Source organism: Acinetobacter sp. YH12049 (assembly GCF_013419875.1).
Classification (GTDB): domain Bacteria; phylum Pseudomonadota; class Gammaproteobacteria; order Pseudomonadales; family Moraxellaceae; genus Acinetobacter; species Acinetobacter amyesii.
Genome location: NZ_VOZH01000020.1, coordinates 1 through 14,442, shown reverse-complemented (window position 1 = coordinate 14,442; position 14,442 = coordinate 1). Strand labels below are relative to the sequence as shown.

Below are 14,442 nucleotides of genomic sequence, written 5' to 3'. Positions count from 1 at the left end.
ATAAGGTGAGTTATGACCGATTTAGATGCCAAAAATTTACCCGTTGAAGTAAGCAAAGAATTGACTGAAGAAAAGTTTCAGCAACTCAATTTGCAGGAAATTGGCTTACAAACTTCGGATTTTCACGAAGTCGAAGCTGCACGTAAGGAATTGGCAGATTTAAGTCATAATAGTGTTGCTGAATATGGTAAAAACATTGCCACCAAGACGTCGACCTATACCGATGAATTATTAAATTTGGTGCAAAATAAAGATCTAGATGCGACAGGTCAAAAGCTCAATCAGGTGGTACAAGTCGCACAGCAATTGAATACCACGAGCATTTTAAATAAATCTAAAAGCTCAGGATTTTTTGGTGGTTTACTCAGCAAATTTAAAGGTGCCAAGCAAAGTTTTGATCAGCACTTTAATACCACCAAAGAGCAAATTGATGCTTTGGTTAAAGAAATTGAAACTTCGCAAAATGGCTTAAAAGCGCGTGTAAATACCTTAGATAAAATGTTTGAAGGCGTACAAGACGAATATAAACAATTAGGGGTGTATATCGCCGCAGGTAAGTTGAAAGAGCAAGAAATTCAACAGGAAATTGCAAGCTTAACCACTCAAGTTCAAGATCAAACCACTACGCAAAAAATCTATGACCTCAATCATTTGGCAAATAATCTTGAAAAACGTGTGAGTGATTTACAGATCTTGCAACAGTCTGCGATGCAGACCTTGCCGATGATTCGTATTATTCAATCCAACAATTTGATGTTGGTTGATAAATTTTATGCTATTAAAAATATCACCTTACCGGCTTGGAAAAACCAAATTAGCTTGGCGATTTCATTGCAAGAACAAAAGAACAGCGTGCAATTGGCAAATAGCATTGATGATGCGACCAATGACCTGTTAAAACGCAATGCAGATTTGTTGCATCAAAACTCTGTCGATACAGCGAAAGCCAATCAGCGTTCAGTGATTGATATCGAAACACTTGAACATGTGCAAAATACCCTCATTAAAACCGTTAATGATGTGATTCAAATTCAGAAAGAAGGTGTACAAAAGCGTGAAGAAGCGACGACACGTATTCGTGCCTTACAAAATAATTTGAATCATTTAGTAATTGAATCGAGTGGTTCAAACCCTTCTTCATAAACGGTGAGGGAGGTGAAAATATAATCTGAAGGAGTATGTCTTTGCCTCCCATTGATGAATATGCGCTAAATCCGCAGCAACTGGAAACAGGGCTTCAAACCATTAAGAAGCGTCAACGTAATTTAACGTTATTGACCTTAACCAGTGTTTCTGTGCTGATCGTTTCGGCTGTGATGCTGTTTATTCAGCATGATATGGTCTATAGCTTTTTTGGCCTAAGTTCTAGCGTACAGCAACTGCATATCCCTGTTAGTGCAGGTGATTTGGCATATCAACTCGGTGAGTCCTCCGACTATTTTTCAAATTTTTTATCCTTTATTGGTTGGTTATTTCTCAAACTTATCGTTTCATTTATTGGCGCATTTTTCTTGGTTGGATTTCTAAAGAAATTTCAATTTTTTAGAATTCGATTCCAATCTTTTGTATTGAAATTTGTCGGCTGGATTTTATCGTTTATCGTGCTTTGGTCAGGCTTAACTTATGTGCAATATGACCTTAATCATGATGACCGTGCAGCAGATCAAAAATTGGTACATTATGAAAAAAATATTCAAGAAAGCCAGCTGGCTTTCGAGATGGAAGATGCACAATTGGCAAAACCCGTGCAAGCCTATTTACTTGCACAAGCTGCTTTGATGCATAAGCCTGTAGATCGTGCGACAGCAATTCCTTTGGTGCAATCCTTAATCAATGCCGAGCAACAAAATCCAGCAAAATTCCGTGAATACGGTTTTCAGCCTGAACAGCTCTGGGCAATGCAAAATCAGCTATTTGATAAAACCATGACACCGATGGCGCAAAGCGTGGAAAAACAAGTTCAGCAAGCCAATGTAGTAGAAGTTGTTGTACGTTGGGTGTTGATCGCCGTGATGGTACTCACGCTGGTTTTGAGCTTAATTTTGTATCTACTATCTCAGCATTTCAAATCACGGATTAATCGAATTGAGCAGGGACTTCATTAACAGGCCTATTTTCTTTTTAGATCATTGCATTGCTCAGAATAAAAATCCCCATCACATTGTATGGGGATTTTTGATCTTGGGTAGATTAACTTGCGCGATGAAACAGTTGTCGAAGTTCCTGTGTAGAAAAAGTCTGATCATTCACTTCGCCATCCACAAGGTAAAAAGGAATGGGGTGCTGTCCCTTTGATTTTACATATTGTGTAATTTCATGCTGACGGTCTGCAATATCTTTATGTTGAATTGAGCGCAGTACTTTTGAGCCATCTAAACCAATGCCTTCAATGATGCTTTTTAAAACCTGAATATCAGCAATATTTTGACCGTGTGCAAATAATGCATGGAATAAGGCTTGAGTCAGGGCATATTGATCCAGAATATTGTCCAAGGCCAAAATACCTTGATGAGCCAGTTGACTGTTTGGCATACGTTTCATGTGCTCAATATTGATAATCACATCTTCGCTATAAGCGGCAAACTTTGTCATTTCGAGTTTTCGATTTGCTGCACTTGAGCCATACTTATTGGTTAAATACTGCAGCACATCTAAGCCTTGTTCAGGAATTTCAGGAACGCGTTGAATCGGCAATAGCTCTACACGGGTTGCTGTATGTTCATTCCAGTTTTGTTTTAACTTTTGAAATCCGACATAACTCATGGGATAAACAATATCAAAGACAAATTCAATTTTCATTATTTTCCTCACTGTTGATTTTATACTTGTAGATCGATGGCTGATTGATGCAAGGGATTGATTGTGGCTTTATTGATGGAACTCAAAAGCAGTCAAATCATCTGATATTTCCTTTGATTTAAAGCCGACTTGCTGAAATGAAACTTAAAGCTTTATAAAGATTTTGTAATTGATCAGGTCGTGCGTATGTCTTGCATAGGCTTGGTGTAATTTCAATAAAAAAGAAAAAAATGAGGGATTTATCACGATATATGTGTACGAAGTAAATCAATTTAATGTTATTATACGTATATATATTTATGATTTAGAAAGAAATTTAATCATTTGATTTGTAAAACCGATTAATTTTATAAAAACAAACCGTTTCACCTATTTAATGGTTTGTTCTATCATTCTCTCATCAAATAAATTTACTCCTCTGGAGACGTTAGCAATGTTAGATCAAAATACTTCTGCTCAATTAAAAACCTTACTTGAACGCCTTGAAGGCCCGATTGAAATCGTCGCGACTTTAAACGGCACAGACAAATCAGACAAAATTAAAGAATTGGTAACTGAAGTTGCTGCTTTATCTGATTTAGTGACTGCACGTTTTGACGGTAACAACAGCCGTGCGCCAAGCTTTGGCATTGCAAAAGCAGGTGAAACACCACGCGTATTCTTCGCAGGTCTACCGATGGGCCACGAATTCACATCTTTGATTCTAGCTTTGCTACAAACTTCAGGTTATGCACCGAAAGTTTCTGACGAAGTACTGAACACTATCAAAGGTCTAGGTCTTAAAACTGACTTTGATGTGTTTGTATCTTTAAGCTGCCATAACTGTCCTGACGTGGTTCAAGCACTTAACTTGATCGCGATCTATAACCCGGGTACAACTGCAACCATGATTGATGGTGCATTCTTCCAAGAAGAAGTGGAAGAACGCAAAATCATGGCTGTACCAATGGTATTCCAAGACGGCAATCACATCGGTCAAGGCCGTATGACTTTGGAAGAAATCATTGCCAAATTAGACACCAACTCTGCAGCGAAAGATGCTGAAAAGTTAAATGCCAAAGAAGCCTTTGATGTTCTTGTGATTGGTGGCGGCCCTGCGGGGAATACTTCTGCAATCTATGCAGCACGTAAAGGCATTAAAACAGGTATCGTGGCTGAACGCATGGGCGGTCAGGTCATGGATACCATGGACATCGAAAACTTCACGTCGATTCAAAAGACACAAGGTCCTAAGTTTGCTGCTGAAATGGAAGCACATGTACGTGAGTACGGTGTGGACATCATGAACTTGCAACGTGTATCTGACATCAAAGGTGCTGACCAAACAGCCAATGGCTTGGTTGAAGTGACTTTAGAGAATGGTGCAAAACTTGAATCTAAAACAGTGATTCTTTCAACAGGTGCACGCTGGAGAGAGATGAATGTTCCAGGTGAGCAAGAATACCGTACTCGTGGTGTAGCTTACTGCCCACACTGTGACGGTCCATTGTTCAAAGGTAAACGTGTTGCAGTGATCGGTGGTGGTAACTCAGGTGTCGAAGCGGCGATTGACCTTGCAGGTATTGTGGAACATGTAACACTTGTTGAATTTGATACTAAGCTTCGTGCTGACCAAGTCCTTCAAGACAAGTTAAACAGCTTACCAAACACCACTGTGATCATGAATGCATTATCTACAGAAGTAGTCGGTGATGGTTCACAAGTGACTGCATTGAACTACAAAGACCGTGCAACAGATGAAATCAAAACGATTGAATTGGCAGGTATCTTTGTACAAATTGGTTTGTTACCAAACACTGATTTCTTAAAAGAAACAGCTGTAGAACTTTCAAACCGTGGTGAGATCGTAATTAACGAACGTAACGAAACCAATGTGAAAGGTGTATTTGCTGCAGGTGACTGTACAACAGTACCGTACAAACAAATCATCATTGCGACAGGTGAAGGCGCGAAAGCATCATTGTCTGCTTTTGATTACATCATCCGTTCGGGTCAATAAAAGAAAGGCCAGTGTGTTTCGAGAAACACGCTGGCCGCGCTGAATGTTGTCATTTGAATATTATTTTTCTTAATATTCTCGTTTTACAGGAACTTTGGATGCTAACACCGGAGTTCCTTTTTTTGTCTGCAAAATTAGGATTCAAAAATGTCCCCACACATTTTGAATCCTATTCGTTGCCCAGCTATTTTTGTTTTACAACCTTATTTTTATACTTTCCCCAAGGTTGTTTCTCTATAAAATATAAAGCGGAGTATGCAATTAATATACCAATCACATCACGAATTTAAGATTTAAATAAATTCAAACCTTTAAACTTCTCCATTAACTGCTCATCTGTCTCCATGTATTCAGGATGAGGCACAATGCACTCAATCGGACAAACTGAAACACAAGTTTGGTGCGCATAGAAACCGACGCATTCAGTACAACGTGCGACATCGATTTCATAAATCTTTGAGCCTTCATAAATGGCATCATTGGGACATTCAGGTAGACACATGTCACAATTGATGCATTTGTCTGTAATCAACAAAGCCATAAAGTAAACTCAAGCCTGATAAGCTAAAGTTGAAGCCGAAATATCCACTGTCGAATTGGGTAAGTTACGAATCAGTAAGGCGTATCGCATATCCACATCGGCAGGTACAGGAATATCCACGATATGACCTGAACCTTTGGCATCGTCAATTAGATTACCTTTTTTATCTTTCATTTCAGTTAAAACGAAGGTGATGTTGCCTGAAGTAGTCATCAGTTCTAAAGAATCACCTACAACAAAACGGTTTTTCACTTCGATTTTAAGAGAGTCACCATTGCGTTCTAAGACTTCACCTACAAACTGTTGATGATCAAAACGTGAAGAGCCGGTTTCATAGTTTTGATATTCACTATGAACATGGCGGCGTAGAAAACCTTCGGTATAACCACGATTCGCAAGGCCTTCAAGCTGAGACATGAGAGCAGGGTCAAACGGTTTACCAGAAAGGGCATCATCGATGGCTTTACGATAAATTTGAGCAGTACGTGCACAGTAGAAGTAAGACTTGGTACGGCCTTCAATTTTTAAAGAATGAATGCCCATTTTGGTTAAACGGTCAACATGCTGTACAGCACGCAAGTCTTTCGAGTTCATGAAATAAGTGCCATGCTCATCTTCTTCGGCAGCAAACATGTCTTCTTCATTGCGTTGTAATAAAACCGGCTCGCCGAATTGGTGTTGTTCTAGGGCGTGTTGCTCATCGGCATTTTTATTATTGCAGCATGATGATTCTTCAATTTGTGTGACTGGAATAACATCACCAGTTTCATCTTCAACTGCATCGTGAATTTTATAATCCCAACGGCATGCATTGGTACATGCACCTTGGTTTGCATCACGTTTATTCATATAGCCAGAAAGTAAGCAACGACCGGAGTAAGCCATACATAATGCACCATGTACGAAAACTTCAATTTCCATATCAGGTACATTGTGTTTAATTTCTTCAATTTCTTCGATTGATAATTCACGTGACAAAATGACACGTGTCAGTCCCATATTTTTCCAAAATTTAACCGTTGCCCAGTTCACCGCATTGGCTTGGACAGACAAATGAATGGACACTTCTGGAAAATGTTCACGCACCATCATGATCAGACCGGGGTCAGACATGATTAGCGCATCAGGATTCATGGCAACCACAGGTTCAAGGTCACGGATGAAATTTTTCAGTTTTGAGTTATGCGGTTGGATGTTTACCACCACATAAAACTTTTTACCTAAAGCATGGGCTTCTTCAATGCCAATTTTTAAATTGTCATGGTCGAAAGCATTATTGCGCACACGTAAGCTATATCGCGGCTGACCTGCATACACGGCATCTGCGCCATAAGCAAAAGCGTAGCGCATATTTTTTAATGAGCCAGCAGGTGAGAGGAGTTCGGTTACGTGTTGAATCGTCATGTCAATAAAGGCATAAAAAATTTATGGCTTTATTGTAGTGATCTAAAAAAAGGATTCAACCAAGTATTTTAGTTGGGTTTTCAAGATATTCCGTTTTCCAAATGTTTTAAAATTTGGCAATCATTAATTTGACTGGTTTCATTACAACTGGCACGGAGCTTACTTAACTGTATTTTAAAATTTTCTAATTCTTTAATTTTTTCAGAAACTTGACGAATGTGATTGTCAATTAATTCATTCACAGCATGACAGCTTTGCGTAGGGGATTGCTCAAGTTCAAGCAGGGTTTGAATCTCGGTGAGAGAAATATCGAGGTTTCGACAGCGCTTAATAAAAACCAAACGTTTGTACATTTCTTCATCATAATAGCGATAATTGTTGTCTGCGCGGAAGCTAGGTTTCAGCAGTTTTTTCTTTTCATAAAAGCGAATACTGTCAATGCTTACCCCAGATTTGGTGGACAATTCTTTAATCAAATAATGTTTTTGTACGTTCATGCTTGACCTTGGAGTGAGTCCATAGTTTTGAATAAGAGTAATACAAATCCATTGATTTTAAAATTGGAGCACATTTATGGCATGTACATGTAGTCATGAGCCAGCACCAAACAAACCCAACAGTAAATTTCGTATCGCACTTTGGATTGCCTTAATCATTAACGCCATGATGTTTTTGGTGGAGCTGATTGGTGGGGCTTATGCACATTCTTCTGCGCTTTGGGCGGACTCGCTGGATTTCTTTGGTGATGCTGTAAATTATGGGGTTTCATTAGCCGTGCTTGGCGCCAGTTTATATTGGCGTGCAACAGTTGCCTTGGTGAAAGGTTTTGTCATGGCAGCGTTTGGGATCGTGGTGATTGCCAAAGTGCTCTATGCCTATGCCAATGGGATCGCTCCTGAACCAATCACCATGGGTGTGATTGGTATTCTGGCCTTAGTCGCTAATGTCATCTGTGCATACGTCTTATATGCCTTCCGTGAAGGTGACTCCAATATGCAATCCGTTTGGCTATGTAGCCGTAATGATGCGATTGGTAATGTCGCAGTGATCTTGGCGGCCGTCGGGGTGTTTGGTACAGGCAGTCTATGGCCAGATTTGATCGTGGCCGCAATCATGGCGATCTTAGGTTTAACGGGTGGTTATCAGGTGATTCGAAAAGCACTGCAAGAGCGTAAGCAAAAAGATATTCTGAGTACCCCTTGCTCTTAAAATACTTACTCTTAAATCCACCGTTAATGGCATTCATTTTATCCATGTTTTTAACGCAGATGAATAGTCGTTAAATCGCTAGTTGAAATTAAAATAGCAGTCAGTTTTATACGAAATTTTCCTGACTGCTAATTCGATAAATCATCTGAAATCAGACTGTATTTAATAGGGTGCTGAGGTTTTATCTACAGACTCCAATTAAGTTATGCTTTACAATAGCGCGCGAAAATCATGTTTAAAAATTAGGTTTTCTACCTTGAAAGCTTTATGTTTAGGCCCCATTGGTGCATCAGGTAAATTAAATGTCGAAAAAGCAAGACATCATTAACGTTGCGCTCCAACTCTTCAATTCTTATAGCTATAACTCGATTGGTATAGATCGAATTATTGGGGAATCGGGCGTTGCTAAAATGACGTTTTATAAATATTTCCCCTCTAAAGCCAAATTAATTGAAGAATGTCTCGTGATTCGAAATCTTAATTTACAGGAATCACTTGAAGCTGCTATTGCAGAATGTGATCCAGAAGACCATCTTTCGCATATTAAAACCATTTTTGCTTGGTACGATGCTTGGTTTCATGCTGCAGATTTCAATGGTTGTATGTTTCAAAAAGCAGTAGAAGAAATATCTAAAGTTTATCCTTCGTCATTACAACCTGCGATCGATTATAAAGACTGGCTCAAATCAAAACTAAGTACTGCTTTGCAAAATCTGGGCATTCAGCAAACTGAACAACTAGCTGCATTTCTGAGTAGTATTTTGGATGGCATGACCATCCAAGCCCAAATTGACCCCAACCAAGTGCATTTAGCAGATTATTGGAAGCGAGTTGAAACCTTAATTCGTTTGGAATTGGCTGCTTAAAAATTTGTTTGTAGGCATTTAGGTTTTAAATCTAGCGACGACTTATTTGTATTGATTAACAATCAATTTTTTCACATGACTTAAGATTCTAAGAAAATAAAAAGCGCGATTATTTGGGGTAATCGCGCTTTGCTGACAATTGTGCGTTCAAATCATTCACTTTGTTAGCTTAAGTCAATGATTTGATTTTCGAACGTTTTATACGTTTTCTCTCATTTATATTTTTACCCTCTGAATGCTAAATTCATTCGGTTTTTGCAGCAAAATAGACAGACTTGTCTGTTTTTTTGAATTATAGGGGATCTTAGGTGAATTACAAGACAGGAAAGAAAGGTTTGTGTGTTTTTTAATCTGACTTGAGTTTAAATTAATCCACTATTTTTAAAGATAATATAAAAAAATTGATCATTAAGCTCGATGTAAATTAGATGATAAAACTATTTTTACACTTGTGTGAATGACGCTGCTCGTTGGATGCAAGAGCATGGTCTAAGACCATTTTGTGAATATTTTATATGCAAGAAGTATTTAGTGAGTGGGTTCTCAGCTTTTTATTTTTAAGTGAATTTTTGAATCGTGGATTTTACATAACGAAACATCTTCTATGGTTTTAAGCATTAAGTTTATTGATGAATTTGACTAAACTAGCAGCAAAATTATTTCCATGATTACAATTTAGAATTTTTATTATGTTAGGCAAAATATTTGCTGTATTAGAACAATTGGGTCTATCCGCCCAAAAACGTGCCATTCATGTGCAATTTTCCAACCCTGCGTTGAATGACGAGCTTTTTATTCAACGTATTGATGGAGAGCATGTCTTAAACCAAGGCGTGCAAGCGACTTTGATTTGCCTATCTACCAATGCACTTATTCCACTAAAACAATTTATTGGCGCACAAGTTGCCGTTGATCAAGTGACCGATCAGGGCGAACTCTTCCGCACCACGGGTATTATTACCGAAGCCACCCAAGGGCAGAGTGACGGTTCACTCACGCTGTATAAACTCACTTTAGAAGATGCAACATCGCTGTGGCATAAACGCAGGAACAGCCGTGTGTTTATGAACAAATCGGTGCGTGATGTCAGTGAGACTCTTTTTAAAGAATGGCAAAGCAAAAGTCCGCTCTTTGCTGCCAGTCTAATGCTTGATTTAAGCGGTTTAAGCCAAAACTATGACGTTCGACCTTTCATCATGCAGTCGAATGAAAGCGATTACGACTTTTTAACGCGACTTTGGCGCAGTGAAGGCATTAACTGGCTCATCGATGAAGCACAGTTGAAAGTGCCGCATTCCTCAGCGCCAATTGAAAAACAAAAACTCCGCCTGATTGATGACAATAGCCAATATCAAGCACTCAGCCGTCGTAGTATCCGCTTTCATCGCTCTAGTGCCACAGAAAAACAAGACAGCATCACCAGCTTGATCGGTGAACGTAGCATTCAACCGACTGCGGTCCATGTGCAGCGCTGGCAAGCCGATGGACTGAGCCAAGAAGAAGGCGCAGGTTCAGTTCAAAGCAAACATCAGCATAGCCAAAGCCAAGACAATGCCAGCTTAAGTCTAGAGCAAGCATGGCATGTCAGCCCTGCATGGATGCAAGACTTAAAAGGCGAAGACCAAGCTACGGCTTCATCTAACAGCCAGATTGAAAAATTGAATCAAAACCTAACGCGCTATCACGAGCTACAATCGAAAAAATTCAATGCACAATCGACCGTGCGTGATACCCAAGTGGGTTATTGGTTTGAATTGAATGAACACCCAGAAATCGATCAACACAGTGGTGCAGACAAACAATTTTTAATCACAGAAAAAAAATTCTATAACCAAAATAACTTACCCAAAGACCTCTCTGAACAAGTCAATCAACTGATTGAACAAAGTCAGTGGAACATTAAACCCATCCATGAACAGGCCGAGCGTCAGGCCAATCAGCTCACATTACAACGCCGCAATATTGCGACGGTTCCTGAATATAACCCACTCGAACACCGTCCAAGCACCCATCCGCAACGGGCTAAAGTTGTCGGGCCAAGTGGTGAAGAAATACATGTCGATGAATGGGGACGAATCAAAGTTCGTTTCTTATTTACCCGTGGAGATGACCACAGCCATGATGGCGGTGCAGGCAGTAATGACAATGATACGGATTCTGCATGGGTAGATGTGCTTACCCCATGGGCAGGCGAAGGCTATGGTGCACGTTTCTTACCACGTATTAATGAAATCGTGGTCATCGATTTCTTTGACGGCAATATCGACCGACCATTTGTGGTGGGGCGCATACATGAAGCACAGCGCAGTCCGACCCAATTTGATAGTAAAGGTAAACTGCCAGACACCAAAAAACTGGCTGGGATTAAAAGTAAGGAAGTCCAAGGTGAGGGCTTTGGACAACTGTGCTTTGATGACACCACAGGACAAATTTCGACACAATTACAAAGTACCCATGGTGCTACCCAGCTCAACCTAGGGAACCTCAGTCATCCCAAAGAAACCTCAGAAAGTGAGGGACGAGGGGAAGGCTTTGAACTGAGAACCGACCAATGGGGTGCTATTCGAGCTGGTAAGGGATTATTGATTAGTTCTGCGAGTCAAGAAAACGCCAAAGATATACAATTAAATATAAAAGAGTTGTTAACGCAATTAAATGAATCTATAGAAAAACTCAAAAGTTTAGAAAAAAATGCTCGAGTAAGTAAGGCTTTCCAAGATGAAAACTATCAAATTAGTAATGATTTGATTGCTCAAGTAGAAAATAGTCTAGAAAAGTTTGAGCATCCTAATATTCTGCTTAGTACTCCTCAGGATTTTGTTTCTGTAAGTCAAAAAAACCAAACTCATGTTGCTAAAGAAAATATAAAAATTATATCGGGTCAACAGTTAGATATAAATTCAAATGGTGAGTTTACTGCTCATGCTGCGAAGGGATTAAGCTTTTATACTCAAGAAAAAGGTATAAATATTGTAGCGGCTCAAGGTGAAATTAAAGTTCATGCGCAAAATGATCAAATTGATCTAGCATCTCTCAAGGATTTTAAGATCATGAGTACTGAGAATTCCATTACGATTGCAGCCAAAAAAGAAATTATGCTGACTTGTGGTGGGGGGTACATAAAAATAAAGACTGACGGTTCTATTGATATTAATAGTCCTGGGCTCGTTGAGGTTAGGTCTGCTCAAGCACAATTTGTCAAAGGTACACGTCATAATTTCCAGCTTCCTAATATTTCTACGAAAATATGTATTCCCTGTTTAATTGATGCCGCTCGAAAAGGTTTACCGTTTGTGTATAGGGAAGTATAGGATGGACATATTACAGTTATCAAAGAAAATTAGTGGTGAAGAATCTAAATATAATTTCTTCCTGTTGATTGATGCAGCTAAAAATTATACTTATATGCGCCATTGGCTTACTTTAAACTATGATAGAAATATCAAATATATAGGTAATTTATTCGATGGAACTGTTGATGATTCTACACCATTAGAATTTTCCCCTTTATTGTTGAATTTAAATAAACTAAATAATCAAAAATTTATTAATGAACTTGTTATAGAAGAAAATTTAGGAATGTTTTCGATATTGAAAACAAATCTATCGAACCAAGAATTGATCAAACATTTTCAGCCATTCTTACAAGCAGAATTACCATCCGGCGAATTAGCATTGTTCAGATTTTATGATCCTTCAGTTATCAAATCATTAAATCGACTATTAGATAAAAAAAATTTAGATATTCTGTTAGAACCTATTGATGGTTGGTGGTATCAAGAAGTATCTGGTGATTTCAAGTTATTGGAGAGGATTTAGAATGGTTATCGAATTTACTAAAGAACAGCTTGAGGAATTTTCTGCAGATCGTGAAGAAAGTCTAGCCTTGTGGAACTGGAATCGGCTAAAAAACACTTATAGCGAACTGGCGATAAAGTATTTTAATAATAATGAAGATAGTGGGCTAAAATTCCTGATTACTGCCCAAACAAAAATTCGAAAATATCTGGTAGGAATGGAAAATCATGCTGACTATGACAAATGGAGAGCGGCTTATGGAGAACTATGTTTTATTTTGAATAAAAATAATTTAGATGATGATCCATGGAATCGCAGTTTATTAATAAATAGATTATTTCCACCATTTCTTGCAATTGATATCTTAGCTGGAGTTTTACAAAGCTCTTTAAATTCTTCAGATAGTCAAAAATTCTATGAAGCATTGGAGAAAAAATCGTGGCAATAGCGGCTGATGCAGCAGATATTTTTGGTGGTTGGGGGACAACTGCTGAAAAAGCTGCTGAAAGAGCAGGAACTGCAGCTAAAGTAGGAGCAAGAGCAAATCCTATAGGCGTAATATTAACTGGAATATTCACTCCATCCCCATTAGGAGATGGAACAATTACAGGCATGCTCAATCAAAGAATTGATCTGGCTGAAGAGGATATCGATAATAGTCGTTCGGGTATAACTCAAGAGCAAAAAGATCAAGCATTGGCAGCAAGTAAAGCGAAATCTAAGGAACTTGAGAGATCTTGTAATAGTTCTAATAAGGAGTGTAAGAACGAACAGCATAGTGGTCGTATACAGGCGCAGAATGCAAATAGAATGATTGTGACTGCAACTGAAGCAGGTAGCGTTTGGACAAATCACCCTTTTCCACCGCCTCTAGTACTATGTAAGCAATATGCACTTTCCATGCGTATTGCCATGCTAAAATTAGAAGGTCATAGCAAACCAGATACTAAAATAAAAAGTCCAGTTGATTATCACAAAGGTGCAACTCAAGCCTATAAAGCAATGATCGCTTGGATGGAAGCGAAGACACCATATGGAGTTTCTGTAGGTAAACATTCTTTTAGTTTTGCAGGTCGTCATTTTACTGGTGTTATTCCACCAGATTTTGATGCTAGAAGAATGGATATAGATATTTTGAAGGGCGAAATATTAAAAGGTTAAATAATGACGAATATAGAAAAGATAGTTAATTTTTTTAAGGATCACCCAAAATTTCCATTTTTACAGTGGGATAGAGAATATGACGATTATTGTAGTATGTATCTTTGTTTAAAGAATATTTTAGAAGCATACATACCAAAAGAGCAGATTACAGCTTGGTCTGCTGCAAATGAATACTCTGATTTCAGAAGAAATCCAGATGGAGAGGTATATTATCCTTTGACAATTATTAATGATGCCATCGAAATAGTAATTCACTTAGGAATTTTAAAAGAAAATAAAGATGGTTTAGTCGATGTGAATTCATCAATTCAAATTAGTAGAGATGACAGATGGGGGGATCGTTGGGAAAATAATGCACCTGAAGATGAATGGTATAATGAAGTGGCGATTATGCTTGATCTGAACAATGCTGAGTCATTAAGAAAGACAGATTTTATCTTAAAGACAATTGTTCAAAAAAAACAAACTTATCATGATTTATTAAAGTTGAAAGATGGAACTCTATAAAAAATTAAATTAATTTTTAGTTTTGAAAGGCTTTGTTGCACAAAGATTTGAAATACAAAGCCCCCTAATTGAGCCAAATTTAAGGCGTAACTTGGGTAAGTGGTCGACCTAATTCCGTAAATCTGTTGAGGACTGCTACACGTGCATGAATTTCA

The 14,442-nt window shown here is 38.4% G+C and carries 14 protein-coding genes; 10 read left to right on the top strand and 4 right to left on the bottom strand.

The features are described from left to right. Window positions 1-12 precede the first annotated feature (12 nt). Both FTU05_RS10295 and FTU05_RS10290 read left to right on the top strand, forming a co-directional pair. Window positions 13-1,143, top strand: a complete 1,131-nt coding sequence (locus FTU05_RS10295) for a toxic anion resistance protein (RefSeq protein WP_111885756.1) — start codon at window positions 13-15, stop codon at window positions 1,141-1,143. 41 nt (window positions 1,144-1,184) lie between these two features. After that, the gene (locus FTU05_RS10290) at window positions 1,185-2,105 is read left to right on the top strand and encodes a hypothetical protein (protein ID WP_180009481.1); all 921 of its coding nucleotides are present in this window, start codon (window positions 1,185-1,187) and stop codon (window positions 2,103-2,105) included. Window positions 2,106-2,190: 85 nt separating this feature from the next. On the opposite strand, the gene FTU05_RS10285 is transcribed toward FTU05_RS10290, so the two are convergent. Then, entirely contained in the window at window positions 2,191-2,799 is a 609-nt protein-coding gene (locus FTU05_RS10285; protein WP_180089090.1) for a DsbA family protein, read from the bottom strand. 433 nt (window positions 2,800-3,232) lie between these two features. Between FTU05_RS10285 and ahpF the strand changes: the two genes are divergently transcribed. After that, on the top strand, window positions 3,233-4,798 hold the full coding sequence (gene ahpF / locus FTU05_RS10280; RefSeq protein WP_180004214.1) for an alkyl hydroperoxide reductase subunit F: 1,566 nt from the start codon (window positions 3,233-3,235) through the stop codon (window positions 4,796-4,798). 286 nt (window positions 4,799-5,084) lie between these two features. Here the strand turns inward: ahpF and FTU05_RS10275 are convergent, their stop codons facing one another. The 3 genes from FTU05_RS10275 to FTU05_RS10265 form a co-directional block, all read right to left on the bottom strand. After that, a complete protein-coding gene (locus FTU05_RS10275) occupies window positions 5,085-5,339 on the bottom strand; it encodes a YfhL family 4Fe-4S dicluster ferredoxin (RefSeq protein WP_168379317.1) in 255 nt (84 codons plus the stop codon). A gap of 9 nt (window positions 5,340-5,348) precedes the next feature. Then, window positions 5,349-6,743 (bottom strand): tRNA 5-hydroxyuridine modification protein YegQ, encoded by a 1,395-nt coding sequence (gene yegQ / locus FTU05_RS10270; protein WP_180165195.1) that lies wholly within the window; start codon window positions 6,741-6,743, stop codon window positions 5,349-5,351. 80 nt (window positions 6,744-6,823) lie between these two features. Next, complete coding sequence (locus FTU05_RS10265) at window positions 6,824-7,240, bottom strand: Cd(II)/Pb(II)-responsive transcriptional regulator (protein WP_168379319.1); 417 nt, start codon at window positions 7,238-7,240, stop codon at window positions 6,824-6,826. Window positions 7,241-7,316: 76 nt separating this feature from the next. On the opposite strand from FTU05_RS10265, the gene FTU05_RS10260 reads away from it, so the two are divergent. From FTU05_RS10260 to FTU05_RS10230, 7 genes are all read left to right on the top strand, one after another. Continuing rightward, window positions 7,317-7,952 carry a cation transporter gene (locus FTU05_RS10260; protein WP_180009473.1) on the top strand — a complete coding sequence of 212 codons (636 nt, stop codon included), beginning with the start codon at window positions 7,317-7,319 and terminating at the stop codon, window positions 7,950-7,952. A gap of 302 nt (window positions 7,953-8,254) precedes the next feature. After that, window positions 8,255-8,818 (top strand): TetR/AcrR family transcriptional regulator, encoded by a 564-nt coding sequence (locus tag FTU05_RS10255; RefSeq protein WP_180165193.1) that lies wholly within the window; start codon window positions 8,255-8,257, stop codon window positions 8,816-8,818. Window positions 8,819-9,507: 689 nt separating this feature from the next. Further along, complete coding sequence (locus tag FTU05_RS10250) at window positions 9,508-12,129, top strand: type VI secretion system Vgr family protein (protein WP_180165191.1); 2,622 nt, start codon at window positions 9,508-9,510, stop codon at window positions 12,127-12,129. 1 nt (window position 12,130) lies between these two features. Then, window positions 12,131-12,637 (top strand): DUF4123 domain-containing protein, encoded by a 507-nt coding sequence (locus FTU05_RS10245; RefSeq protein ID WP_111885353.1) that lies wholly within the window; start codon window positions 12,131-12,133, stop codon window positions 12,635-12,637. Between the two features lies 1 nt (window position 12,638). Next, entirely contained in the window at window positions 12,639-13,064 is a 426-nt protein-coding gene (locus FTU05_RS10240; RefSeq protein WP_111885352.1) for a hypothetical protein, read from the top strand. Beyond that, window positions 13,055-13,777, top strand: a complete 723-nt coding sequence (locus FTU05_RS10235) for a hypothetical protein (RefSeq protein ID WP_180056089.1) — start codon at window positions 13,055-13,057, stop codon at window positions 13,775-13,777. Before FTU05_RS10240 ends, FTU05_RS10235 begins: the two co-directional genes overlap by 10 nt. A 3-nt stretch (window positions 13,778-13,780) precedes the next feature. Further along, window positions 13,781-14,287: a hypothetical protein gene (locus tag FTU05_RS10230; RefSeq protein ID WP_111885350.1), complete on the top strand. Its 507-nt coding sequence runs from the start codon at window positions 13,781-13,783 to the stop codon at window positions 14,285-14,287. The last annotated feature ends 155 nt before the right edge of the window (window positions 14,288-14,442 follow it).